This window comes from Lactobacillus sp. ESL0701, from assembly GCF_029433445.1.
Taxonomy (GTDB): domain Bacteria; phylum Bacillota; class Bacilli; order Lactobacillales; family Lactobacillaceae; genus Lactobacillus.
Genome location: NZ_JAQTIC010000006.1, coordinates 14,190 through 40,747 on the forward strand (window position 1 = coordinate 14,190; position 26,558 = coordinate 40,747).

Consider the following 26,558-nt stretch of genomic DNA (forward strand, 5'->3'; position numbering starts at 1 on the left):
TTGTATAGCAAGCTCTGTAAAATTACAACTAAATTTTCACCAAAAATTCGGCTTTTGTAAAAATATCATATTTAATCATGGACAAAGTTCGTCTTTTATTTATCAAAATCAAAAAGATTACTAGTTTGTTCTAATTTTGTGAGCGATAAGTAGATATCCAATGCAAAAAATGCCTGCCCCACATAGGACAGACATTTTTAATTAGCATAATTTGTTATTCAGTTTTTATTGTTGCCATGCAGCATCAAATTTTGACTTACCAGACTTGATTGCATTATCAACTGCCTGCTTCTTTTGCGCTGCAGACAGAATATTTTGCATAATCGGATTGAGCTCACTATAAGCAGCACCGGCATTCTTAACAACCGGCACACTGTACAAGTTCTTCATTGCATCTTCCAGTTTAGCCGGCAGCTTAATCTTCTTGTTAGCCTTATATTCCTTAGAATCAACAACTTCTTGGTTAACCGGAATATAACCAGTCGCATTAGCCCATTCAAGTTGACTACTCTTGGAAACTAGGAACTTAATATACATAAAGGCAGCTGCTTTTTGTTCAGCAGTCGCATGTTTGAACATGTAAATGTCTGTTCCTTGCTGCATTGTGTATTTACCTGGACGCGGTGCCACATCATAAGTAAAACGATTGCCGACGCCCTTTTTAACAAAGCCTTCCCCAGCAGAAGTCCCGATATACATCGCTACTTTTTGATTGGCAAAAGGACCTGATAAGTAATGTTCTGAACCAGCAATTTCAAAGTAACCAGCCTTAATACCATCGGCATAATAATTGATAACCTTCTTGGACGTAGTGCCATTGAAGTCAATCTTGCTTGAAAAATCAACTCCCTCATTCTTCATCCCTAAAGCATAGTAGTTAGATAAGGAATCAAAGCCAGCACCAACAACCTGGTGGTGACTCTTAGTATAAATAATTTGTGCGTCCTGCTTCAGTTCAGCCATTGTCGCTGGCGCTTTTTCAATACCATACTTCTTAAACATATCGGCATTATAAGTCAGAGTTTCAATTGACTTATTAAACGGAATTCCGTATTGCACACCGCCAATTTGCGCGCCCGTGAGTAATGCCGGCTTAATCTTGGAAGCAGCTGTGCTGCCCCAGCCAACATTCTGATTATTAATGTAAGGCTTTAGGTCAACCAGCAACTTATTCTTGGATGCGGTATAGAGCCAATCGGGATAAGCCTGAGTAATCGTTGGCAAATTATTCGGCGACTGCAAAGTCGAATTGATTTTTGCCTGCAAATCATTGTATGCCCCTTGATTTTCCAACTTAACCGTAATATTAGGATTCTTTTGCTCAAATTTCTGAGTCAACTTTTTCAGCGTTTCCTGTTGCACGCCAGTCATCCCATTCCAAAAGACAACAGTCGTCTTCTTGGTAATTTTAGCTGGGATTTTATCAGTACTCGTACCTGACGATGAAGACCCGCCATTAGAACATGCAGCCGTCCCCAGCAAAATTAATCCCGTGGCCAAAGCCGCAGCAAGCTTCTTACTAAATTTCATTAGGTAAACCTCCTAAAAATAAAAACTAAACAACAATTTTTGATTCACTAAAGCGTAATTGTTTGCTTACGCTTAGGTAAAATCCGTTTACCAAATGGGTTCTCCTCCAGCTCCGGGTGCAATGTGTGTACCGGGATTAGTATTGCTGGCTGAACCTCGCCAATAATTTCTCTGAGTTCTTTAACATCAGCGTGACCCGAGCAGCGCAACGCCTTAAACTCAATCTTCTTTGCATTAAACTGCTGGACAAACGGTTGATATGCCGGATCAAATTCGCCTAACGGCTCGGCATTAGAATGAAGATAAATGCCGCCCTCCTGCAACTTGTCAAAGTCGGCTACTGCTTGCCACAAATACTTGCTCTTGTCTGCCAGCAATTCTTGATAAGGAACTGCTAGTTCAGGCTTTAGATCAGCAAGCTTTTCATCTTGCGGCAAGTAATAATACGGATAATCCTTGTTTAAACTTTCTTTGAGCAAATGTGCCCGCGCCGCATGCAAGACAACTTGCCGCGGCGAGTCGCTGATAATTCTTAACAAGCGTTCGACATTTGTCGGATAAGTATTAAAGGTCAACTGGCGGCTAGGATTATCTTCTTGCAACTTCACTATCTGCTCCGTCAATTCCTGCTCATTTTTCGGACCAGTAAACTCCTCGCTACTTTGGTCATGATGTTCTTCTGGCCACGAAACACCAGTACCTTCAATAATTAACACGTCGCTACCCTTAGCAGCTGCTAAAAATTGGTATACCCAGTCGGGATGATATCCATGCAGTCGAATATCACCCGTATAGGCAATTCTCTTATCTGGCGTTGTCACAATTAAGCCAGTTGCTCCATAGGCATCGTGATCGCTTGGCCATACTTCAAGGGTGATATCACCAACCTTAATTGGCTGACGAAATTCAGCCGCAATAATTGGTCTGGTATAATTAGCCGCATGTCCTGCAGCCGGCAATAGAAAATCTCCCCGTTCATTGAGCGCCGGCAGCATTTTAGCAGTAATCGGTCCCGCATAAAGTGGTATCTCTGGTGCCAAAAAGTTCATTGCCTTGCTGTGGTCAAGATGAAGGTGCGACAGATAAGCAGCGACATGTTCAAATTTTTCATGATTAATCGCCTTACCCGTCAATTGGGGATCGTAAAAGTTGGGAACATCCCCAATTAGCCTGTTTTTAATTAACGTTGCAAAATTTTCATCCGGCAAGTTTAACTCTGGTCGATAAACTTCACCTAGGTCAAACAGCACGTGCGACTTATGATAAGCAACCTCAATCATTGGTCCACCAATTGTCGTCAAGCCATTATAAAAAGTAATTGTTGTTCTATCCTTTAAGGTCATTGCGCACAACTCCTTGGATAATTTGTTTCCTAAAAATAAAGTACAAAATCAAAATGGGCAAAACTGTCAACGTTGCTGCCGCTAGTTGCAGCTGCGTTTCACTCCCAGCATCCGAAGCAAACGTAGCTAACCCATTATTTAGCAGCCGCATCGTGTCTTCATTAGTTACTAATAACGGCCACAAGAATGAGTTCCAACCCGAAATAAAACTAAGTAAGCCAACAGTAAACAACCCGCCCTTGGACATGGGCACCAAAATCTTCCAAATGTACTCCCAATCACTGGCGCCATCAATCATTGCCGCTTTATAAATTGTCTGCGAAATCGAACCAAAATAGCTCTGCAAATAATACATGTAAAAAATCGACGTCAAAAATGGCAGCACCAACCCAATATAAGTATTAAGCAGTCCTAAATGGGCAATTGTGTTGTAATTGGTAAAAATAATTGCTTCTCCCGGCACCATTAATAAAGAAAGCAGGACCATCTGCACGATTCCCTTACCCTTAAAGTGCAGATTGACCATCGCAAAGGCACCTAATAGCGAGTTGAACAAACTAACAATTGTCGTAATACTGGCAGTTAATACCGTATTAAAAAAGTAGCGGGCAAAAGGAGCTTGCGCGAAGACCTTAGCGTAATTGCTCCATTCAAAATGGTGCGGAATAAGAGTCGGCGGAATTGAGGTTGTCTCTTGAAAGCTCATTAATCCGCCTAAAAGCATATAAACAAACGGAAAGACTGTAATGACCGCGAAGATGAATAAAATAAGATAGCTGAATAAAACACCTAAACGTAGTTTTTTCATTTAATTTTCTCCAATCTTCTTCATCATTTTGCGTTGCAAAAAAGTCGCTAGCAGAATAATTAAAAACAAAATAACTGTTGCCACCATTGCTACACCGGGTGTCCCAACGATTTGGAATTTGTTATAAATATAGAACACTGCGGTTGTCGCGGAATTACCAACCCCAGCTTGCCCGTTGAATAAGGCATAGACCGAAGTATAAATTTTAAAGGCACCAATCACGTTCATTGTTAACAAGAAGGCAATTGTCGGCACTAACTCTGGCATTGTAATCCGCCAGAACTTATCCTTGCTGCTGGCACCGTACATCTCTGCAATTGTGTAGAAGTTCGGGTCAATATTGCGCAATGCCCCCATCAAAATAACAATATTAAAGGCTAGTGATGTCCAAATACCAAAGATAATAATCGTCGTCAGTGACATTGCTGGGTCATCAATCCAATTAGGTGCGGGTAAGTGCAAACTGCGCAGAACAAAGTTCAGCATCCCGTAGTCGCCGTTAAAGATATAACGAAACACAATCCCAATCGCAATCGTTGAGGTCACATACGGCATAAAGAAGGTTGTTTCAAAGAACGCCTTGTGCTTAACCTTGCTAAAAATAATCCACGCCAGCATGATCGAAATTGCCAAGCCCACTGGTACTGAAATGACAGCGTACAAAATAGTATTCTTAATAGCCAACCAAAATTCAGGATCATGAAAAAGATACTGATAATTGCTAAATCCAGCCCAAGATAGGTCAATCAGTGAGCCTTTTTGCAAGCTCATGCCGAAGGCCCGCAAAATCGGATAAATACTGAATAAGGTTACAAAAATAATTGTCGGCGCTAAGAACAGCCACGCCTTTTTTTGATTTGTCTTCATTAGTACACGCGCTCTCCTTCAGGAGTAAAGAGAAAAATTCGGTCGAGCCGCAGCCCCAGTTTAATCTGGTCACCTCGTCTTAATGGCGATTCCAAATTCACCAATGACCGCGCTTGAACATTATCATGAGTAAATTTCAAAATCCGCTCACGACCAATCAATTCAACATCATCGACCTGCGTTGTTATAATTCCATCTTCTTGAGGGACAATATTTTCCGGACGCACCGATAACGTATATTCCCCATCAGGCATTTCGCGCTTAAACCGCGATTGATCTAAATCTACCAGTTTAATTGTAAAATCGCTCGCCCGCAACTCATCGGCAATTTTAGTAACCTTAAAATTATCAATCACAGGATTACCAACAAAATTAGCTACAAAATAATTATTCGGTTCTAAATAAAAATTCTGCCCCAAATCATCCTGCTGGATAAGCCCATCATTAAAGAGAATAATCTTATCGCCAATTGACAAGGCTTCTTCTTGATCGTGGGTAACAAATAAGGTCGTAATTCCTACCGACTTAACCAATGAACGAATTTCTTCACGAATCTTTAGCCGCAAACGGGCATCAAGGTTGGATAAGGGCTCATCCATTAACAAAATCTGCGGCTCCTGCACCAATGCCCGGGCAATTGCCACCCGCTGCTGCTGTCCACCAGATAAATTACCCGGCTTTTGCTCAGCTAAGTCAGTGATCTGCGTCAATTCCATGTACTTGCGCGCAATCTGCTCGGCTTCCTTCTTGGACTTCTTATGTTTACCAACCACTAACGGGAACATCACGTTCTGCAAAACCGTCATATGCGGATATAAGGCATAGTTCTGAAAAACATAGCCAATGTGCCGATCTTTTGGCGCGGTCTTTACTACCGACTTGCCGTCAAACAAAATATCACCAGCAGATGGATTAAGTAGTCCTGCCAATATATTCAAAATAGTTGTTTTACCACAGCCTGACGGCCCTAAAAGACAAACTAAATCTCCTCTCTTAACAGAAAAGCTAACGTCTTTAATGGCTTCATGCCCATTGTCGTAGACCTTTCTGAGATTTTTCACTTCAACGAATTTGTTATCATCCATAAGTTCGCACCACTACATCTTGTATTACCTGTTTATTTTCCTCCCTAATTTTAAGATAAATTGTGTTACAGCACAACTATCTTTTTCTAATAAAAATTCGTAATTTATTAAAAGTAAGTTGATTTTTAAAGCTAATATTCGCTTTTGCTTCTTAAATAGTTAATTATTTGCTTAAAATATGATTTATTGTTTCTATTTAGTTATTAAACTGAACAAAACAAAAAGGCGGTAATTCTTACTACCACCTTTTTGGATCACCATTATTTCAAAACCGGTTAATTAACCGAATATTAATTAAAAATTTTATTCCTTTGCTTGACTAAAAATCTAGCTTAGTAAACCGATAAATACAAGTTAGGGAAAAATTAGTGCTCTCATTGATCTAACAATCATCTAAAACTGGTTAATTGTCCATCTAAACGCAGCTCTTGTTCTAATCATCATTGATCTAACAATCATCTAAAACGTCTTTAGGTATCGGCATGAATTACATTGGGTTTTAATCATCATTGATCTAACAATCATCTAAAACAAACCGTGGGGACAAGCACGGTAAGCAGCAGTTCTAATCATCATTGATCTAACAATCATCTAAAACACTAGTATTGAACTCTTCCCAGTTGTACCAGTTCTAATCATCATTGATCTAACAATCATCTAAAACAACTTTGCAGAAAACTTTTTACACTCAAGCGTTCTAATCATCATTGATCTAACAATCATCTAAAACATTTAGGAAAATGCTCTGTTGGATTAACACGTTCTAATCATCATTGATCTAACAATCATCTAAAACTCGCTTCTTTGAATATGATTAATTCGAAAAGTTCTAATCATCATTGATCTAACAATCATCTAAAACTAACCTGCTTGCGCCATGAACTCCTTGATCGTTCTAATCATCATTGATCTAACAATCATCTAAAACTATACCGTTATTAGTCCCTACTGTTGTTGTGTTCTAATCATCATTGATCTAACAATCATCTAAAACACTCATCTGGGTCTTCTGACCCGTCAACAGGTTCTAATCATCATTGATCTAACAATCATCTAAAACAAGACGGTTATGATGGCGAGTACATTTACAGTTCTAATCATCATTGATCTAACAATCATCTAAAACTAATTACTGCTTGTAATTCTTCAACCGTGTGTTCTAATCATCATTGATCTAACAATCATCTAAAACTACTACTGAGGCTTGGGTTAGTAATATTATGTTCTAATCATCATTGATCTAACAATCATCTAAAACAGCGCAACAAGTGGAACTGATAAAATTACGGTTCTAATCATCATTGATCTAACAATCATCTAAAACGCATAAATATTTTTGCTAATTTTGACAATCGTTCTAATCATCATTGATCTAACAATCATCTAAAACATATCGTCTTGGTTATTACTTATAATCCCAGTTCTAATCATCATTGATCTAACAATCATCTAAAACATAAAAAGGGGGATTATTTGGTCAATCCAGGTTCTAATCATCATTGATCTAACAATCATCTAAAACCTTGGTGTCATTGGCATATTGCATGTACCTGTTCTAATCATCATTGATCTAACAATCATCTAAAACTTATCTAAAATGAAATCTGTTGTAAGTTGAGTTCTAATCATCATTGATCTAACAATCATCTAAAACAAGGATCATCATGCTGTGGACATCGAAAACGTTCTAATCATCATTGATCTAACAATCATCTAAAACGCATTTACTGACAATGCAGACATTAAGAATGTTCTAATCATCATTGATCTAACAATCATCTAAAACGGCATCGGCGCTTGTTTAGTTTTAGAAAAGGTTCTAATCATCATTGATCTAACAATCATCTAAAACAAGAAAAAGAAAACAAAAGACACTCGTTTTGTTCTAATCATCATTGATCTAACAATCATCTAAAACAACAAATAAGCAAAAATACCGTATCCCCATGTTCTAATCATCATTGATCTAACAATCATCTAAAACGAGGGTTATGGTATTAAAGTTGGTAAAGTTGTTCTAATCATCATTGATCTAACAATCATCTAAAACCGTGAAACATATACGTGGTCACGTTACACAGTTCTAATCATCATTGATCTAACAATCATCTAAAACTTATCATATCTGGTAAAGCAATACCAAAAGGTTCTAATCATCATTGATCTAACAATCATCTAAAACTAGCAGGCAAGGTCATCTCGCCGGTTAGGAGTTCTAATCATCATTGATCTAACAATCATCTAAAACTTTTGTGCTTGCATTCTATCTACCATGTGAGTTCTAATCATCATTGATCTAACAATCATCTAAAACGACTCATTGATTGCACTCATTAAAGTATTAGTTCTAATCATCATTGATCTAACAATCATCTAAAACGTATAGTGCTACTGGCCGACTAAACGGGTAGTTCTAATCATCATTGATCTAACAATCATCTAAAACTACTTACATGTCTGATGTATTGCAACCAACGTTCTAATCATCATTGATCTAACAATCATCTAAAACAATGCCGACGTATTTGCTGATAAAAATAGTGTTCTAATCATCATTGATCTAACAATCATCTAAAACTTAACCAAATTCCCTCGTTTTTCGTCCGCAGTTCTAATCATCATTGATCTAACAATCATCTAAAACTCGGTCATTGGTGTATGCCATCGAATCAAGGTTCTAATCATCATTGATCTAACAATCATCTAAAACTGAAAAAAGAGTTACAAGCTACTATATACAGTTCTAATCATCATTGATCTAACAATCATCTAAAACTGTATGATAAGTACATGACTGCTAGTAAAAGTTCTAATCATCATTGATCTAACAATCATCTAAAACCGGAAGCAGGTAATTATCGTGCAGAAGCTAGTTCTAATCATCATTGATCTAACAATCATCTAAAACCAAGTTCTGTGGTTAGATTAGTATGTAATTGTTCTAATCATCATTGATCTAACAATCATCTAAAACATGCCATTATTTTTCTCCTTTACTAAAACGGTTCTAATCATCATTGATCTAACAATCATCTAAAACCGCCAACTGCTACATCTTCTTGCAGTGCAAGTTCTAATCATCATTGATCTAACAATCATCTAAAACTTACTTTTGATTGATACCCAACCTGTTGCAGTTCTAATCATCATTGATCTAACAATCATCTAAAACTGACTTCACTATAAGTATATCACATGGTAGGTTCTAATCATCATTGATCTAACAATCATCTAAAACTCATGCTAGACTTACCAAAATATGCAGTTAGTTCTAATCATCATTGATCTAACAATCATCTAAAACATCAATAAATTTATTGTTATTAATCTTTTCGTTCTAATCATCATTGATCTAACAATCATCTAAAACAAAATATTGTCTAAGGAAATTAAGGTACCAGTTCTAATCATCATTGATCTAACAATCATCTAAAACCATCTTTAGCTTCTAACAGGTTACCACCCCGTTCTAATCATCATTGATCTAACAATCATCTAAAACTAAGTATACTTTTCCTAATTACTTAATTAAGTTCTAATCATCATTGATCTAACAATCATCTAAAACTCAGTGCAATTTATTTTTTAAAGCGTGACGAGTTCTAATCATCATTGATCTAACAATCATCTAAAACTCAAGCTCGCGAAAGAATTGCATCGAATTAGTTCTAATCATCATTGATCTAACAATCATCTAAAACTGGTAATTGAACCATAATTAATCCTCGCTTGTTCTAATCATCATTGATCTAACAATCATCTAAAACTCTAAGTGGTCAATATTGAAATTAAAACTAGTTCTAATCATCATTGATCTAACAATCATCTAAAACAATCGTGCTGGCTCGTTGTCATTCTCTTTTGTTCTAATCATCATTGATCTAACAATCATCTAAAACATCTTTAGTTTCTAAAACCGTGCTACCTGTGTTCTAATCATCATTGATCTAACAATCATCTAAAACATTATCTTTACCTGCTATACCTCTAACTAAGTTCTAATCATCATTGATCTAACAATCATCTAAAACTTGATGATGGGGTTTTCAACATAAAGACTTGTTCTAATCATCATTGATCTAACAATCATCTAAAACAATCTACATTTTTCTAAAGACTTTACGTCAGTTCTAATCATCATTGATCTAACAATCATCTAAAACTTGTATTAATAAGTTCAAGCACGTTAAAAAGTTCTAATCATCATTGATCTAACAATCATCTAAAACGGGAAGCCAACAGTAGCTACTCTTAATGTAGTTCTAATCATCATTGATCTAACAATCATCTAAAACAACAAGATCGGGTACCGCAGATATTGCACGGTTCTAATCATCATTGATCTAACAATCATCTAAAACATTTTTTATATCGAAACTGGTGACCACAATGTTCTAATCATCATTGATCTAACAATCATCTAAAACTTATGAAACACCACTTGGTGCAATAAGTGCGTTCTAATCATCATTGATCTAACAATCATCTAAAACAATCATATAAAGAACGTGTATAATTTCACCGTTCTAATCATCATTGATCTAACAATCATCTAAAACGAATCGGTAAAAGCGTTAAATTCATTCAAGGTTCTAATCATCATTGATCTAACAATCATCTAAAACGCAGCTTCGTTATTCATTAATCGGCGCTGAGTTCTAATCATCATTGATCTAACAATCATCTAAAACAATTACGCTGGCGTCGTTTGCTGACGGATAGTTCTAATCATCATTGATCTAACAATCATCTAAAACAGACAATTGATGATTCTAAACAAATTGATAGTTCTAATCATCATTGATCTAACAATCATCTAAAACAACGCAGTTTCCATATTGTCAGACTCTTTGGTTCTAATCATCATTGATCTAACAATCATCTAAAACAAAGATTAGTAAAGATGAGTGGCGAAAGCGGTTCTAATCATCATTGATCTAACAATCATCTAAAACTCATTCTTGATGAATTAATCAGCAAGTTAAGTTCTAATCATCATTGATCTAACAATCATCTAAAACAATAAGCAAACTTATTATGCAGTAGCCACAGTTCTAATCATCATTGATCTAACAATCATCTAAAACTTGATAAATGCGCTAAATAATCAGCGACAGGTTCTAATCATCATTGATCTAACAATCATCTAAAACTCACTTACTACACCAGCTTTTATAACTGTCGTTCTAATCATCATTGATCTAACAATCATCTAAAACCGATATTTTATAATATAGTTTTAATATTATAGCTAGTACCAATCGATTAGATCCTTATCAATATAATAAAATTGCACATTTTTAGGAACAATCAGTAAATCAGGAGATGTAAATTCTATTAAAATCAAAGGTATATTTACTTGTTTAACAAGTTCATATAATTCTTGCATTTTCTGTTCATCTAGGTAATGAGCTACATTACATATCACAGGAATTGTTTTTATATTACAAATTTGATGTATCTTTAGAACTGTTTCAATTATAGCATATGGTTCCAACTTAATCTTTGAGTCTAGATGTAATTCTGTCATTTTTATTAGCTTCTTCAAGTCTTCATCAAAATTGATATCTAATGGCAAATCTTCTAATAGTAGTGAATCCTGCAAAACTGTTTCCAAATTATTAAAAGCCACAAAAATTTTATTACGATTATCTTCGTCAAGATTCGTAATATAGCTTTTTTCAATGTGAAGCATGTACTTTTTAGTAACATCACCACTAAGCAAAACATCTCCAACAAAGTCAAATACTTTTTCCAATTCCAATGATTGATAGCTATCGTCAGTACAAATTAGCATTTTTTTGTTACCCTGAAAGCTTTGAATTAAGTCTTGAAATACTATTGGACTTTGTGTTGCTAAAATGGTTAAACCGTTATCTTTAAAAGTCCATTTTTTATGAGTCAAATAAGACAAAATCATAAAATCACCGTCCGATCAGATGTATTACGCACATCATCAATTGGATTACCAACTAAAAAATGCATTTCATTATATTGTTTCTCTGTTACCATCAATGATTGTACCACTCCACCTTGCGGCAAAAACTTCTTAACCCTATTTTCCAAAAATTTTGCCGTCTGTCTCGTAACGCAAACTCTAGCATAAACTGAATATTGAATCATTAAAAAGCCTTCATTAATTAGCTTTTTACGAAACTGGCGATATTCCTTACGTTCTTGTGCTGTCTCTGTTGGTAAGTCAAACATTATCATTAAGCGCATTATTCGGTACCTCATTTGTCATATTCATCTCCATTTCAGGAATATCTTTATTTTCTTCACTAAGATAATGCAAACATTCACGTGTATAATCGGAAATTGCATTTGTTAATAAAGTTTTTTTGCCCTTAAATTTAATTTCTAGACTTAATAATTCAACTAAACCATATTTAATATCTGGCGTTAATTCTTTAATTTTTTCATGAGCTTTCACCCAATAATCAACAAATGGTCGAAAAGGCTCCATTAGATCAGAAGCTAAATTAAACTGATTTACTTCAGAACAATGATGTATACCTAAATACGACAAATAGCCATTAACTGCAATTTCACGATTAAAACTTGATAACAAAATTGCATAGCCATAATCTAGTGCTGCATTAACTGCACTTGTATCACGTCGAATAAACTTCTGCCCAAACAAAATCATAAAATATCTGCGTGCCGCAATTGCCTCACGATTAGTCACGTCATCGATTTCTAACTTATCTAGCTCAGACTTTACATTTGTCGAATCTAAGCCAAAATTATCTAATACTGCAATTTGATTTGTTATTTTTTGATTAATAACTTTGGTCCATAAAACTTGTTTACGTTGACTCTCCCACTTAAATTGCTGATTCAATTTAGCTAAATTGCGTGATCCTGGATAATAATCCATAGTTTCTGTCACAGGATTATCCTTTTCATCAACAAAAATTATTTTTGTTTGATTCTGTGCTAATTTACTAATTAACGCACTTGTAATCACAGCTTGTGTTGTTGATACAAGCAATAAATTAATATCTTCAATTGGAACCTGATTAATACCATCACGCGTTTGCACAATCATCATATTCATCGAATACGTAAGTTTAGCATGTTGCGTTATAATAACTGAACGCCAACCCATATCTTTTCTCCTTGTTTATTTATTAAAATATGTTACACTTAATTTATCGGGTAGCTCCCGATAGGATTTCTAATCCTCATTGATCTAACAATCAGATTTAAAATCAAACAATGCATCTTTAGATGCGGAGTTTCAACACCTGTCCCTTACCCTATGGCTGGGACTTTTTTATTGCTTAAAATAATAACGAACCGGATTTCTTCGGCTCGTTATTTTGCTTTTATAAATCCTTAATCTTAATTCTCTTTTCAAACAATCCGGTTGGCGATTGAAAAATCAATTTGGCATTTGCTGATAATGTTATTCCTGTGCTATTTTGCATAAAACCAAAAGGCGTTTTAACACCAATATTTTTCAGATTACCCCTAACTGGATTGTCGTGTAGTCCATTTAGTAATTCTTTAAGGGTAGATTGTTTATCTTCTATCTTTAAAGCTACAAATTTATCTCTACCATTATGAAGCTTTTCTCTAAATTTATTAATATCATACAATGGCAAAAAATTATCGACTTTCTCTAAGATTTCATCATAAGCAAACAACAATAATTTATCTCTATCTTCATCTACCGCAAAATTATTGGTCACAATTCGCATTGCTTCTCGTGACAAAGTTAACTGCTTAGCATTATACATGTAAGCCGAGGAGCCCAGCATAAATTTCTTATCACCGTCTTGTACAAGTTGCTTGTATGGTACTTGTCCTCTAACAATTGTAAAACCCTTTATTCCTTTTTTATCTTTTCCTTTTTTATCCAATAAGATTGATGATTTCAGAATTTCATATAGTACTTGATTATATTTACCTTCCTTTTCAGCTTTTTTTAGATCAACCAAGGCTCGCATTGGAACACCTACAACTTTATAAATTGTATCTTTAGCCTTATCAATTCTAACAATTGCCATATACGCATCTTTGTTACCACTATATCCACCATAAATATCAGGATTTAATCCTTTAGCTTTAGATATTAATTTGCTTCTTTCTTTAATATCCCTATTGGGCACAGGATAAATAGTTTGATCATATAATTCCCCGCTTCTAACTGTCGTATCTCGCGATACTAGCATATATTTATAGTTATATGCTTTACGCAACTTATCAAAAATATCTGCATGCTTATGAAATACCACCTTATCTGTCTTGAACTCATAAATCTCTTCTGGAGCTGGCTCATCTGACTTATCTTTCTTTAACAGTGGCCAAATAAAGTCAAAAGTTCTAGTACTTCTTATAATATCTTTCTCCAAATCTGGATTTGAACTAAACTTTTTATACTTACCATAAACAAAAAATGGCTGTAGTTTAGGATAGACTTGATATAAAAAGTTGCCACAAACAGTTGATAAATAAGCATCAATTGCATGATGGTAATCGTTAACTTCACGACTCTTATATAAATTAAGACGTTCCCGTAAAGCATGATTATAACTAGCCTTAACAACAATAATTTCTGAATTTGGATATTTATTTTGTAATATGACTGAAACCAACTTAATAATCTGACTTGTTTCAACTAATTGTCGTTTGATAAACCCTGATTTTTCATATTTATTAAGATGTTCAGGATTCAGTAACAAATTTCTGAATTTATATTTATTAATTAATCCTACTTTTTGCCATTTTTTCCACATTTCACTAACGGTTATTCCAAGATCAGTAACTATTTTCATGCCAAAGTGCTTATAGGGAACATCATCAGACTTTTCATTATTTAATTTCGACTTAGTTAGTACTCGATTATCAAGTGAATCATCTTTAATAAAAGCTTGTGGCAAAATATGATCAATTTGATACCCAGAAGTAATTTCATCAATATTAATTTTTTCACCAGTATAGGCATCGCGACCGGCTTGCATAAAGTATAAGAAGTATTTGTCTTTAACTAATTTACGACTATCCTTTGCATTCTTTAAACTCTCAGTTAAATTTTGATCTACCAATTCTTTTGCTGTATCTTGATAGACTTTAAGTAATTTATTACCACGTAGCTGAGATAATTTAGGATCCTTATCTGCATCCCTAGTAAATTCAATTGCAAATTGTGCTGGTGCTTTACCACCCGCTGCTTTAGTTATATCATCAACAACCTTAATTACCTGGCGAATTGCCTTCTTATTAGCTGGAGATGTATACGCATCTGCTAAAATATCTTCAACATCATTTTCTTTTGCAACATGTTGATTTTCTTTTTCAATCAAATTTTTAAAATCTGGCTGTGTAACTATTTGCATAAAATTATTCTTACTGTCCCACAGCTGTTCCATTATATTTTGACCATTAGTATCATGGAGACCAATTAATAATTTTCGTGACAAAGCACCCCAACCTTGTAGTCGCCAAGTTGATATAGCTTTAAATTGCTCATCTGTCAACCAATCTAATTCTTTCAGTTTTTCCTGATAAATCTTTTTATCCTCAAAAACTGTCGACCATTCAATAATTTTTTCAAAGTCTTTTTGATAGTTAGGATCATCCAACTGCTTAGCAAAAACTTTTTTATTTCGTAAATAATTGTAAGCTCCTAAACTTGAATTAAACTTAGCCGGATCAGCTAATCCTTTAATTTCAACTATAGCTAACTGATGATTTTGTTTAATATAATCTGTTAGCTTGTTAGTAGTAATTGTATTGTACTTCTTGAATAAATTATTATAGAGTTCCTGTTTCAACTCAACACTAATTTTTTTATCATTAATCTTAATCTTATTTAGCTCGTCTAATACCGTATACTTCTGAAACAAAAGACTATTAGCGGGTAAAACATCCTCGCCTAATAAATAAGTATCTTTAGTTGTCATTCGCTTAATAAATTTATTAGCTGATTCCATCCGATTAACTTTTTGATTAAAATTCCAGGGTGTAATTCTTCCAGCTTCTCTACGTACCATCCAAGCAAAATCTTTCCCTGAAGTGTTCTTTTGGTCATCAGCAGTAATCATTGGCCCAACATAATAAGGTACTCGGAAACGAACTAATTCATCTAACTTATATTTAGCTTGATTTTGATGTTCCTTCACAGGATTCTTTTCAGCTAAAAATGGATAATACTTGCTTTGCTTAGCAATAATTTTATCTAACTCTAACTGATGCAATTGATATGGTATTACTCCGTTTGCGCTAGTTCTTTGCTTAGGCATAAAATCTTCACGTTTGATTTCTTGCTCAATTGTTTGTGCCGATAAAGATTCATCTAGATTAGCTTCAACTATTTTATAAAAGTCCTCTTTGCTTAAAACACCCTTTGCTGTTAATGTTTTTTTAGCTTCTAGCAACTTGCCATGCCGATTGTTAACATATAAGTCATAAGCTAGCCGTAATTTTTTAGCTTTTTCTTTATCCGTTTGACTATCAATTACTTGTTTAAGTAATTGATAGTCGTTTCGATGCTGCTCATATTTATCAATCATTGATTCTGAAAGTGTCTTACCTTCATCAACGATCATACTTAATGTTATGGCATTAAATACTTTATGAATTTCTGCTACAATTGTTTGTTCATTTTCATCAAGGTCAGGTAACAATGTAGCTAATTTTTCATCAGCATCACTATCACCTAACTTAAACTCCCATGCCTTCTTATCATTTTTATCAATTTCTTTAAGTAAAATTGTTTCAAATTGTACTTTATAACCCATAATCGCATTGGCAATCTGCTTAGCTACACTTTTAGTAAGTTTATCTTCCGAATTAGGTAACAATTGACTGATCTTCTTAACTTTATCAGCCTTATAACTTGTTTTTGATCTAATTATTTCTTCAATTTCTTGAGAATTTTCATTTTTAAACTGAATTGTTTCTTGATCTTCAAGTGTCAATTCTTTATAGCAGTTATTTAAGGCTTCGATCACAGGTCCTACGGCAATCTTAGAGGCATCAAAGCTTTTTACAGAAGTATCTTGTAAAAAATTGCCGCGATATTTAACAATATGATGAATTGCTAAATAAACTAAGCGAATATCAAATTTTTCATCTTTAATCATTAACGCATGACGTAAGTGATAAATTGTTGGGTACTTACAATAAAATTGTTGATCTTCTTCGGGAGTTGGAAAAATAATTGCACGATACTTTTTCTTATCTTTATCTAGTGGTGAAACCCATGAGTTTCGCATTCTAGCCAAAAAGTAGGGATCCACTTTAGCTAACGGCCAATCAAATATTTCTTCTAATAATTTTAGCCGCCACTTTCTACGATTAAGACGTCGTCTAGTTGTACGAAAGCCACGTCTATCAGCTGCTGTTTTTCCTTCATCAAACAGATGTGAGCCTATTGCAGTTTTACCTTGTAAATGCAAAATATTATTTTTCTTATCAGTTGCAACCCAGCCACAGGAATTAGTTCCAATATCCAAGCCAACAATATAATCATTTTTAATTTTAGTCATCAAGTACTCCTTTAAATAATACCTATTCGATTTATATAAACCGCTTTCATATATTATATGATAACTCATAATTTTTTAAAGCACTCTAAGTTTTTTAAACTAAAAAACTAGCAACCTATAAAGATTGCTAGCCTTAACTAATATCCAACTAAATTTCTTTCTTTGCCTTTTCCTTAATGGTTTCGGCAGTTTCTTTTAATTGCTTCTTCTCGGCATCAGTTAAATCCAATTCAACCTTTTGCACGATACCATCCCTGCCAATTACTGCAGGATATGACATGTATGTCCCATATTCTTCCTGATAATTGGATACTGGCATTTCTGTACGCGAGTCACTTAAGATGGCTTCAACTAAGCGAACAGCCGCAGCCGCAATACCGAAGTTGGTGTATTGCTTACCAGCATAAACCGTGTAGCCGCCTTGCTTAATTTCTTCGTTCATCTCAGACAAACTCCAAGAATTCTTCTTAGCAGTTTCAATGAATGGCTTTTCCAAGACCTTAACGGTTGACCAAGCAGTAAACTGTGAATCGCCGTGTTCACCAAGTGTAAAGCCAATAACTGAACGTGGATCAACTCCTGTCTTTTTACCAACAGCACGCTTCATTCGCGAAGTATCGAGCAGTGTCCCTGTGCCAAAGACATGGTTTTTCGGCAAACCTGTTAATTCCTGATACAAACCAGTAATGACGTCAACAGGGTTAGAAATACAAATAATAATTCCATTAAAGCCGCTCTTCTTAATGCCAGCAGTAACTGCAGCCATGCGCGGCTTATTATAGCGCAACTCGCCGAAGCGATCCTTTGCGGACAACTTAATATTGCCCATTGCACTAATGATAATATCTGCATCGCCAAGAGCCGCATAATCGTTAACCGTAATATTGGCATGATGATGCAGGTTCGCCATTGCATCCTCAAAGTCAAGCGCATCTGCCTTAACCTTGCCTTCGTTCTCGTCAATTAATACCAGATCGTCTACCAATCCAGAAACAATCAGCTGGTGAGCAACTGTACAGCCAACGTGACCATCGCCAATAATGCCAATTTTATTCATAATGTTTTCTCCCTTTTGTTGATAAGATTGTTAATATAAACTCCATTATAAGCGGATTCTAGCAAAAAATAAATTTATTTTTAAAAAAATATTAAAATAATTAGCGGATTTATTAAATATGAACAGAGTGCAGATAGTAATACACTGCTTTTGAACTCTTTTCCACATTTTCTGTTGATAACTTTATTTTTAATTACCAATACGACGCTAATTTAGCGATTACTTCCTAATTGATGACTTTTTTGCACAGGCGCTGTGAATTTGCTGTTCATAAGTTTTTATATTGTCATTTTTACACAAATTAAAAGAGTATTTTTGTCTTCAGAAGTACTCTTTCGTTTATCATTTTTCATCAACTGTCATTTGCGTAATAACCGTTGCTAAGTCAGGATACATCGTTAGCAATTCTTGCCGACTATATAAAATAAAGTCATGATAATCAAATCCTGGCGCCACTACACAACTCACAAGGCAAAAGCCCTTGCCACCTTCTACTTCAGCACCAAAAATTGTATTCTGCGGTACGCTGTATTGCAAAACCTCGCCATTCTTAATGTCCTTACCCAATTTGACAGTCCAATATTGGCCACTTTCACTAATACAATGGATGGTAATTGGCTGGCCATCATGATAAAACCAAATTTCATCGTGGTTCAACTTGTGTAAATGTGATGGACTACTGGCATCAAGCAAAAAGATAATTGAGGTGTAGCGATAACGTTCGCCATTACTCTCTTGTGCGAAGTACTTGTCTGGACTATGAGAAATATCCTTAAACCAGCCACCTTCAGCGTGTGGCTCTAAATCCAGCTTCTTAATATAGTCTTCCTTAGTATTCATAAATTCTGTTCTCTTTCTCATAACTAAAGGTTAATAGCTAACATCATTTTACCATTACCCCGAAAAAGTTGAATAGATTACATCATTACAACTTCATTATTGCCAAAAAGACTTATACTAATCGTAAGGAGGTACTCTTATGAAACAAATTAAAATTGGTCAGACAAATTTTACTGGCTCAGAGATTGCATTAGGTATTATGCGCATGAATACACTGACGACCAATGAGGCTACAACCGCCTTAGAAACTGCCCATGAAGTTGGCATTAATTATATTGATTCAGCCGACGTTTACGGTCACGGCAAGTCCGAGGAAGTTTTCGGCAAGGCAGTTAAGCAATCGTCATTAACTCGCGATGATTTTTATATTCAATCTAAAACTGGCATTTATGAAAATCCGGAGTTAGATTACAAAACTACCCGTTATGATTTTTCAAAAAAGCATATCATTAAGGCAGTTGATGGCATTTTAACCAGAATGGGGCTTGATTATCTTGACAGTCTACTTTTGCATCGACCTGATGCTCTAATGGACCCAGCTGAAATTGGTGCTGCCTTTGACGAATTACAAACTGCAGGAAAAGTACACCACTTCGGTGTTTCTAACTTCAACCCGATGCAAGTTGCACTATTGCAGCAAGGCATTAGCCAAAAGTTATTGATTAACCAGCTGCAATTTAGCGTCATGCACACGGGACCTATCGACTTTGGCATTCATACTAATATGACCGATGCGCGCAGTATTGACCATGATCGCGGTGTCCTTGATTATTCGCGTCTGCACAATATGACCATTCAAGCATGGTCGCCATTTCAATATGGGCAAATCGAGGGTAACTTTATCGGTAATCCTAAATTTCCTGAAGTAAATGCCGCTTTACAAAAGTTAGCCGACCAAAAAGGTGTTTCCAAAAATGCCATTGCAGCGGCATGGATTTTGCGCTATCCCGCCAAAATTCAAGTAGTTATCGGCACAATGAACCCTGAACACATCATTGATAGTGTTAAAGGAGCAGACATCAGTTTATCTGCTCAAGAGTGGTACGATATTTATTTAGCAGCAGGTAATGATTTGCCATAAAATTTAATAAGTAATCAAAAACAGCAATAAAAAGGTCAATTTCTAAATAGAAATTGACCTTTTAAATTATTCTTATAAAGTTTACTTAGCTTTATCCAAAGAATCTTTAACCGCTTCTTTAATAGCTTTACTTGTTTGTGAAGCACCAGATACAGCATCAACATCATAAGTATTAGCTGCAATCATTTTCTTAGGAAGTTCTTGAACCGCCTTTAGTCCATAATCGTCACTTTCTGTTTGTTTGAGCACTTCAATATTGGTAATCTTACCAGCTTCGCTAAGAGTGGTCCGAACAACTACGCCATCGCCCATTCCTTGATTACTATAACCTAAATATTGGTTCTCACTTGTTGAATACTTCTTACTATCTTCATCACTAGTAGCATCAAAGTTAGGATTAATACTTGCTTCGTTTAGGTTAATACCACCAGAAATCGGCAATTCTTGCTTAACAGCTGCTGCATTCTCACCAGCGATTTTTCCAGAAATTAAGCAATCAGCTACATTTCCACCCGTTGTATATTTATTAACAAATGGCGCACCCAATTCACCTGCTTCATACAAATGTGGAATTGGTTGATTATCAGGATCAAGTACCTGAGCATGATCATTGCGACGTCCTCCACCTTGTGTATTTAACATATTTTGTCTTAAAGCAATCGCATAATATGGACCATTTTCACTAAATTTACGCAAAGTTTGCGGTTCACGGTGAAAGGCGTAATCTTTTCCTTGCTCAGCCATAAAGTTAAATTCTGCAATCGTATTAGTAAGTACATCTGGATTCTTACCAATCTTTTGGGCTAATTCAATAATAGAATCTGCTTTAATGGCTTTTTCTAAGAAGCCTGGAACTTTCAAGCCATCATCAGGTTCATTCTTAAGTTCATCATATTTTTGTTGGTCAAAAATCATGTAGGGATAATTCTGATTCAACGGCACAACCCAATCACCGTGATTATAAATATGACCATGTCGATTCATTTCCGCTTCGTTAAAGTACCGCGTACCATCATCGCCAACAACAATTACACTGCCAGTGGAACTCTCCTGCCAAAAAACATTCAAGGCATACGTTGAACGGACACCTTCTTTTTGTCTTAATGACAAACCATGAAACTGACCAAGTGATTCGAATGAACGCATATTCCATAATTGAGCATTCACTTCTTCAAGCATCTTAATGCCATCACCCTTATTGTACAGAGTACCAATTGGTGATAAATAAGAAGATTGCAAAAAGCCTTGAATCATATCTTTATTATTTTCAAAACCACCAACAGCTAAAACAACACCATTATTGACTTTAATATTGCGTAAAACATGGTCACGCTCAATTTGCACACCAATAACTGTTTTAGTAACACTATCTTGGATCAAATGTTTAGCTGGAGAAGCATACCAAACATCGATTTGATCAGAGCGATCTAAAACTTTTTGCCGTAAAATTTTCCATAATGCTGCATCATCAACACCTTGATGTACTAAATACGCATCATAAGAATCAGCATCAGGTAATTCTGGATATTCTGTAACATAAGCAGTCGATGGTGTGTTAGCCAGCAGCTTTTTCATACTAACAGGTTCAACACCTAAATATTTTCTAAAATAGTCGCCCATATTGGCCATACCTTCAATTAAGGCATTAAAAACCTTCTTGTCTGGTCTTAATGGCGCCGCAAGATGTTCATGATAATTTTTCAAGCCTTCAAAATCAGTCCCAGCACCAACCATCTGACCTGAATATCTAGTATTACCACCTTCATGACCTTCTGGAGCACTGTCCACTAATAAAACTTTTGCGCCATTATCTGCCGCAAATCTTGCTGCAGTGGCACCAGCACCACCGAATCCTAAAACAGCAACATCATAAACTGCATCCCATTGAAACTTTTGATCATTAATCATAAGAAAACCTCCGATTAGCAAATTATTGTTCACGCTTCCATTAAATACTATAATTGATAATATGTGAAATACTTAATTATTCAAATCAGTATTACAAAACAGGTATAGGATAACAGCATGAACAATCAGCTATTAACTTTTTTGGAAACATTAGAAAACAGCAAATCAATATCGCAGGCAGCGCAAAAATTATACTTGAGCCAGCCCTACCTTAGCCGTGTCATCAAAAAATACGAACAGCAATACAATGTTATTTTGGTTAAGCGTGATACTAAGCCAATTAAGTTAACACCGGCAGCACACTTGCTAATTAAATATTTACGCAAAAATTTACAGCTGCAGCAGCAATTAAAAGCAAAAATGAAACAGTATGAGAAAGATTATTTTCCTACCCTACAAATGGGAATTACACCGCCACTAGGCGAGAAATTCAACTTAGCAGTATTGCCGCAGTTATTTGCAAAATTTCCTAACTTACAAACCAAAACATTTGAATTAAGTACTGCAGATGCCGAAAAAGCTTTTCTAGACGGACAACTAGATCTTTTTGTCGGAAATCCGATTCTCTTACCTAATGTTAAAAATAAAAATTTATATACCTCCGCACAGGTTTTAGTTTTAGACAGACATTCACGTTTATACGAGCCTGGCAAACACGAAATTAAGCTGACAGCTCAAGACTTAAATAAAATAAATCATGAAAAATTCATTGTAACTGACGGTGAACGTGGTTATCAGGCAATCATTAACAATTACTTCAGTAATATTGGACTAGAATTTTATCCAAGTATTCATGTTCGCGATTCTACGACAGCACTTAAACTAGCTGCATTAGGACTTGGAAACATGACAACCAGCATTGAAGCAGTCAACGAACAAAAGCCACTTAATATTAATTACGTGCGGCTACCTAGAAATGAAATCAACGTCAATTTTTCGATTTCAACAATTAAATCACCGCCAAAACTTACAAACGAAATTAAATATACTATAGAAATTCTAAAAAATAATTTTGTCGATAAAATCATCTAATATCATCCAAAAAGCCATGACTTCTTCTCAGTCATGGCTTTTTAACATGTATTTATGTAAGTGGCGTATTATAAATTGTCAATCTGCTCTTCTAAATTCAACACTTCTAAGATGTCTGTTGCACATTCAGCACCCTTATTACCAGATTTACCACCAGCACGATCAGTTGCTTGGGCAACAGTATCGGTCATCAAAACGCCAAACATTACCGGCACTGGACCATTAGCCGTTGCCGCTGCTAATTGTGATGCAGTACCTTCACAAACGTAAGTATAGTGGTCAGTTTCACCGCGAATAACCGCACCTAAAGCGATAATGCCATCAACCTTACCACTTTTAGCTAAACAGTTAACCGTCCGCGCAATTTCATACGCGCCTGGGACATGGACAACTACAATATTGTCACTAGCTACACCTGACATCTCCAACTGTTCAATAGCTCCGCTAAGCAGCCGATCAGTTACAACGCCATTGAATTTAGCAACGACAATCCCGATTCTTTTATCTTGTCCAGCCACCAATTTTCCTGTAATTTCTTTCATTTTAATCTACCTCGTTTAAAATATGATTCATTTCGTGCTTTTTCGTACTCAAATATTGTCTGTTTTCTTCAGTAAGACCAACTTCCATCGGAATGCGTTCAACGACCTTAACGCCAAAGTTTTCCAGCTGCTCAACCTTATCCGGATTGTTAGTCATTAATTTAACTTCTGTAATACCTTTTTGGCGTAAAATTTCACCGGCAACATTATAACGCCTTGCATCAACCGGCAAGCCTAATTGCTGGTTCGCTTCTACTGTGTTCATGCCTTCATCTTGCAATTTATATGCACGCAGTTTGTTTTCAAGACCAATTCCACGTCCTTCTTGACGCAAGTATAAAACTGCCCCTGAGCCATTTTCTTCAATTCTAGTCAAAGCCTCTGCTAATTGGGCGCCACAATCGCAGCGCTTAGAACCAAAAACATCCCCAGTTAGGCATTCACTGTGCAGCCGAAGTAAAAGTGGCTCGCCTGCTTTAACTTCGCCCTTACTAATCAATAATGTCGGCTGCTTTTCCGGATGCTTATTATCTCTAAAACCTTCAAGTTGGAAATGACCATATTTAGTTGGGAAATCTACTTTAGTAACAGATGTAATTGTCAAATCCTTATTCTCTTGCCGCTTACGGTATTCAATTAATTCTTCAATTGTTAAATAAGGAATGCCTAAGCCTTCTGCTAGTGCCTTCAAGTCCTTACGCCGTGCCATTGTACCGTCTTTTTTAATGCATTCACAGATAAAGCCAACTGGGGCAACGCCAGCTAGACGCGCCAAGTCCAATGCTGCTTCAGTATGACCCGTCCGCTCTAAAACGCCGCCTTCTTTAGCAACTAATGGAAAAACATGGCCGGGATGATAAAAGTCGTCCCATTGACTATCGGGATCTGCCAGCTTTTTAATCGTCTTAGCCCGGTCAAAAGCAGAAATACCAGTCGTTGTCTCAGTAGAGTCAACACTCATTGTAAAGGCAGTGCCAAAAGTATCATTTGAACCTGTTTCAAGGGGACATAACTGCAAACGGTCAGCATATTCTTTACTCATTGGTACACATAACAAGCCGCGCGCCTTGGTAATCATTGTGTTAACCATTTGGGGGGTTACCTTTTCCGCTAAACCAATCATATCGCCTTCGGATTCACGCTGCGGTGAATCTGCCACAATAACCAAGCCGCCATTTCTTAGATGGTCAAGAATTTTTGCCATTTTTTCATTTAATTCGTCCTTCATTTTTATCCTCCTAAAATTCTTTTTTCCAAGCCTGAATTTGCTTAACTGCATAACGACCAATCATATCAACTTCGATGTTAACTTGATCGCCAACTTGGCAATTAGCTAACGTAGTATTCGCAATCGTAAATGGAATTAGGCTAACACCAAAGACATCATTTTCTGCCATTGTAACTGTCAAACTAATGCCATCAATTGCGATTGAACCCTTCTCAACAATATATGGATCATACTTGTGCGGCACTTGAAAGCGCAACTCGATGGAATTTTCTGTTTCCGTGCGCTTAATTAATTCTGCAGTTGTATCGACATGACCTGCAACAATATGACCATCAAGCGTGCCAGTTGCACTAACAGACGGTTCCAAATTAACCAAACTACCTTTAGTTAATTTACCTAAATTTGTCCGTTTCATCGTTTCCGGCATGACATCAACAGTAAATTCATCATGCTTCCATTCAGTCACCGTCAAGCAAATACCGTTGACTGCAATACTTGCACCGAGCGGCAGATTTTTTTGCGCCATTTTCGTTGAAGTAATTCCTAACTTCGCGTGCTTTTCTGTAATATCTAAACGCGTAATTTTGCCTGTACCCTGAATTATTCCTGTAAACATTTATTTTCTCCTTGCGCAAATGCGCACATCTTGACCTAGTTGGTGAACATTTAGAAGTTGATACTGCAGTTTTTTAGTTAAAGCTAATCCCACTGCTGCTGGCAAGCCGGCACCACCCAAAACTTGCGGCGCAACATAAACAATAATTTCATCTGCTAAATCAGCCGCAATAAATTCGGCCTGAATTTGGCTGCCACCTTCAACTAGCAGTGACTGAATTTCTCGCTGCGCTAGCAAGTCCACAATTTTTTCTGGTGTCCATTTTTTGGCTGTCAGGCATTCAACATTTTCGCCTAATTTTTTAGTTAACGGCTGCTCACTAAGTAGCCAAATCTGCCCCGTCAATTGGAATAATTGCTTAGTAAAATCAAGTTGATTGGCATCCCGCGTGACGACAATCCTGATTGGCGGAATTGGCAAATTTTTAATTCTAACCGTTAACTGTGGATCATCAACGCGTAAGGTGTTGGCGCCAATTAAAATTGCCTGCTGGTTGCAGCGTATCTTCTGGACATCAATTTGAGCCTTGTCACCTGTCAAAAGTGTGCGCTTTTGCCCAGCTTCATTAATCTTGCCATCAAGTGACATTGCATACTTGAGGGTCACAAACGGACGCTTTTTTTGATAGAAAAAGTTATAGCGTTCATAAAGCTGTTCCACGCCACCAATTACTGCAGTTTCAAGACCATGCTCTTCTAAATATCGCATTCCCTTGCCGCCAACAACTTGATGCGGATCGATTTGACCAACAACCACGCGCTTAATACCGGTAGCTACGACTTTTTGACAACACGGTGGCTGCTTGCCGTAATGACTGCACGGCTCCAGTGTTACGTACAAGGTCGCGCCTTTTGCCAATTTCGGATCAGTTAAATGTGACAAAGTATTAATCTCCGCATGCTCTTTACCATATTGGTGGTGATAGCCAGTTGCTAAGACTTGACCATCTTTAACCAAAACCGCGCCAACAAGCGGATTAGTCCACGTCATTCCTTGCGCTTTTAATGCTTCACTAACCGCCATTTGCATATAATTTGTATCCTGCACTACTTTCACTTCCTAAATATCAAAAAAAGACCCCGTTGATTATTTCAACGAGGTCCATTTATTATTAACCAAATAT

General features: G+C 36.1%; 18 protein-coding genes and 1 CRISPR repeat array. Of the genes, 2 read left to right on the top strand and 16 right to left on the bottom strand.

The features are described 5' to 3' along the window. Positions 1–225: 225 nt before the first annotated feature. The 11 genes from PT281_RS05475 to PT281_RS05525 form a co-directional block, all read right to left on the bottom strand. Positions 226–1,530: an extracellular solute-binding protein gene (locus PT281_RS05475; protein ID WP_277152720.1), complete on the bottom strand. Its 1,305-nt coding sequence runs from the start codon at positions 1,528–1,530 to the stop codon at positions 226–228. A 47-nt stretch (positions 1,531–1,577) separates the two neighbouring features. Next, entirely contained in the window at positions 1,578–2,873 is a 1,296-nt protein-coding gene (locus PT281_RS05480; protein ID WP_277152722.1) for an MBL fold metallo-hydrolase, read from the bottom strand. Beyond that, positions 2,857–3,681 carry a carbohydrate ABC transporter permease gene (locus PT281_RS05485; RefSeq protein ID WP_277152724.1) on the bottom strand — a complete coding sequence of 275 codons (825 nt, stop codon included), beginning with the start codon at positions 3,679–3,681 and terminating at the stop codon, positions 2,857–2,859. Before PT281_RS05485 ends, PT281_RS05480 begins: the two co-directional genes overlap by 17 nt. After that, on the bottom strand, positions 3,682–4,548 hold the full coding sequence (locus PT281_RS05490) for a sugar ABC transporter permease (RefSeq protein ID WP_277152725.1): 867 nt from the start codon (positions 4,546–4,548) through the stop codon (positions 3,682–3,684). It lies immediately after the preceding gene. Continuing rightward, positions 4,548–5,633: an ABC transporter ATP-binding protein gene (locus PT281_RS05495; protein ID WP_277152727.1), complete on the bottom strand. Its 1,086-nt coding sequence runs from the start codon at positions 5,631–5,633 to the stop codon at positions 4,548–4,550. Before PT281_RS05495 ends, PT281_RS05490 begins: the two co-directional genes overlap by 1 nt. A 364-nt stretch (positions 5,634–5,997) precedes the next feature. Continuing rightward, a CRISPR array of direct repeats spans positions 5,998–10,852; the repeat unit is 36 nt; unit sequence GTTCTAATCATCATTGATCTAACAATCATCTAAAAC. A gap of 32 nt (positions 10,853–10,884) precedes the next feature. Further along, entirely contained in the window at positions 10,885–11,553 is a 669-nt protein-coding gene (csn2, locus tag PT281_RS05500; protein ID WP_277152729.1) for a type II-A CRISPR-associated protein Csn2, read from the bottom strand. Beyond that, positions 11,550–11,855, bottom strand: a complete 306-nt coding sequence (gene cas2, locus PT281_RS05505; protein WP_277152731.1) for a CRISPR-associated endonuclease Cas2 — start codon at positions 11,853–11,855, stop codon at positions 11,550–11,552. Before cas2 ends, csn2 begins: the two co-directional genes overlap by 4 nt. Then, positions 11,833–12,744 (bottom strand): type II CRISPR-associated endonuclease Cas1, encoded by a 912-nt coding sequence (gene cas1 / locus PT281_RS05510; RefSeq protein WP_277152733.1) that lies wholly within the window; start codon positions 12,742–12,744, stop codon positions 11,833–11,835. Before cas1 ends, cas2 begins: the two co-directional genes overlap by 23 nt. A 220-nt stretch (positions 12,745–12,964) precedes the next feature. Next, on the bottom strand, positions 12,965–17,200 hold the full coding sequence (cas9, locus tag PT281_RS05515; protein WP_348635626.1) for a type II CRISPR RNA-guided endonuclease Cas9: 4,236 nt from the start codon (positions 17,198–17,200) through the stop codon (positions 12,965–12,967). A 79-nt stretch (positions 17,201–17,279) separates the two neighbouring features. Beyond that, positions 17,280–18,191, bottom strand: coding sequence for an L-lactate dehydrogenase (locus PT281_RS05520; RefSeq protein ID WP_277153019.1), 912 nt, complete (start codon positions 18,189–18,191; stop codon positions 17,280–17,282). A gap of 339 nt (positions 18,192–18,530) precedes the next feature. Then, entirely contained in the window at positions 18,531–19,028 is a 498-nt protein-coding gene (locus PT281_RS05525) for a cupin domain-containing protein (RefSeq protein WP_277152735.1), read from the bottom strand. Positions 19,029–19,167: 139 nt separating this feature from the next. Here PT281_RS05525 and PT281_RS05530 point away from each other — a divergent pair, with 139 nt between their 5' ends. Beyond that, positions 19,168–20,109, top strand: a complete 942-nt coding sequence (locus PT281_RS05530; protein WP_277152737.1) for an aldo/keto reductase — start codon at positions 19,168–19,170, stop codon at positions 20,107–20,109. Between the two features lie 81 nt (positions 20,110–20,190). Here the strand turns inward: PT281_RS05530 and PT281_RS05535 are convergent, their stop codons facing one another. Then, positions 20,191–22,017 carry an FAD-binding protein gene (locus PT281_RS05535; protein ID WP_277152739.1) on the bottom strand — a complete coding sequence of 609 codons (1,827 nt, stop codon included), beginning with the start codon at positions 22,015–22,017 and terminating at the stop codon, positions 20,191–20,193. 117 nt (positions 22,018–22,134) lie between these two features. Between PT281_RS05535 and PT281_RS05540 the strand changes: the two genes are divergently transcribed. Beyond that, the gene (locus PT281_RS05540) at positions 22,135–23,049 is read left to right on the top strand and encodes a LysR family transcriptional regulator (RefSeq protein WP_277152741.1); all 915 of its coding nucleotides are present in this window, start codon (positions 22,135–22,137) and stop codon (positions 23,047–23,049) included. A 68-nt stretch (positions 23,050–23,117) separates the two neighbouring features. Here the strand turns inward: PT281_RS05540 and ribH are convergent, their stop codons facing one another. From ribH to ribD, 4 genes are read right to left on the bottom strand one after another with little or no spacing between them, the layout of a single operon-like run. Continuing rightward, complete coding sequence (gene ribH, locus PT281_RS05545) at positions 23,118–23,591, bottom strand: 6,7-dimethyl-8-ribityllumazine synthase (protein ID WP_277152743.1); 474 nt, start codon at positions 23,589–23,591, stop codon at positions 23,118–23,120. A gap of 1 nt (position 23,592) precedes the next feature. Beyond that, positions 23,593–24,819 carry a GTP cyclohydrolase II gene (gene ribA / locus PT281_RS05550; protein WP_277152744.1) on the bottom strand — a complete coding sequence of 409 codons (1,227 nt, stop codon included), beginning with the start codon at positions 24,817–24,819 and terminating at the stop codon, positions 23,593–23,595. Between the two features lie 10 nt (positions 24,820–24,829). After that, complete coding sequence (locus PT281_RS05555) at positions 24,830–25,435, bottom strand: riboflavin synthase (RefSeq protein WP_277152746.1); 606 nt, start codon at positions 25,433–25,435, stop codon at positions 24,830–24,832. After that, on the bottom strand, positions 25,436–26,482 hold the full coding sequence (ribD, locus tag PT281_RS05560) for a bifunctional diaminohydroxyphosphoribosylaminopyrimidine deaminase/5-amino-6-(5-phosphoribosylamino)uracil reductase RibD (protein WP_277152748.1): 1,047 nt from the start codon (positions 26,480–26,482) through the stop codon (positions 25,436–25,438). Positions 26,483–26,558 lie beyond the last annotated feature (76 nt).

Excerpts from the sequence above, each read along its gene's own strand:
- cas2 (WP_277152731.1), bottom strand. The coding sequence starts at position 11,855 with ATGCGCTTAATGATAATGTTTGACTTACCAACAGAGACAGCACAAGAA.
- PT281_RS05540 (WP_277152741.1), top strand. The coding sequence starts at position 22,135 with ATGAACAATCAGCTATTAACTTTTTTGGAAACATTAGAAAACAGCAAA.
- ribA (WP_277152744.1), bottom strand. The coding sequence starts at position 24,819 with ATGAAGGACGAATTAAATGAAAAAATGGCAAAAATTCTTGACCATCTA.
- PT281_RS05525 (WP_277152735.1), bottom strand. The coding sequence starts at position 19,028 with ATGAATACTAAGGAAGACTATATTAAGAAGCTGGATTTAGAGCCACAC.
- PT281_RS05475 (WP_277152720.1), bottom strand. The coding sequence starts at position 1,530 with ATGAAATTTAGTAAGAAGCTTGCTGCGGCTTTGGCCACGGGATTAATT.
- PT281_RS05555 (WP_277152746.1), bottom strand. The coding sequence starts at position 25,435 with ATGTTTACAGGAATAATTCAGGGTACAGGCAAAATTACGCGTTTAGAT.
- csn2 (WP_277152729.1), bottom strand. The coding sequence starts at position 11,553 with ATGATTTTGTCTTATTTGACTCATAAAAAATGGACTTTTAAAGATAAC.
- PT281_RS05495 (WP_277152727.1), bottom strand. The coding sequence starts at position 5,633 with ATGGATGATAACAAATTCGTTGAAGTGAAAAATCTCAGAAAGGTCTAC.
- ribH (WP_277152743.1), bottom strand. The coding sequence starts at position 23,591 with ATGAAAGAAATTACAGGAAAATTGGTGGCTGGACAAGATAAAAGAATC.
- PT281_RS05490 (WP_277152725.1), bottom strand. The coding sequence starts at position 4,548 with ATGAAGACAAATCAAAAAAAGGCGTGGCTGTTCTTAGCGCCGACAATT.
- PT281_RS05530 (WP_277152737.1), top strand. The coding sequence starts at position 19,168 with ATGAAACAAATTAAAATTGGTCAGACAAATTTTACTGGCTCAGAGATT.
- PT281_RS05535 (WP_277152739.1), bottom strand. The coding sequence starts at position 22,017 with ATGATTAATGATCAAAAGTTTCAATGGGATGCAGTTTATGATGTTGCT.
- cas1 (WP_277152733.1), bottom strand. The coding sequence starts at position 12,744 with ATGGGTTGGCGTTCAGTTATTATAACGCAACATGCTAAACTTACGTAT.
- PT281_RS05480 (WP_277152722.1), bottom strand. The coding sequence starts at position 2,873 with ATGACCTTAAAGGATAGAACAACAATTACTTTTTATAATGGCTTGACG.
- cas9 (WP_348635626.1), bottom strand. The coding sequence starts at position 17,200 with ATGAGTTATCATATAATATATGAAAGCGGTTTATATAAATCGAATAGG.
- PT281_RS05485 (WP_277152724.1), bottom strand. The coding sequence starts at position 3,681 with ATGAAAAAACTACGTTTAGGTGTTTTATTCAGCTATCTTATTTTATTC.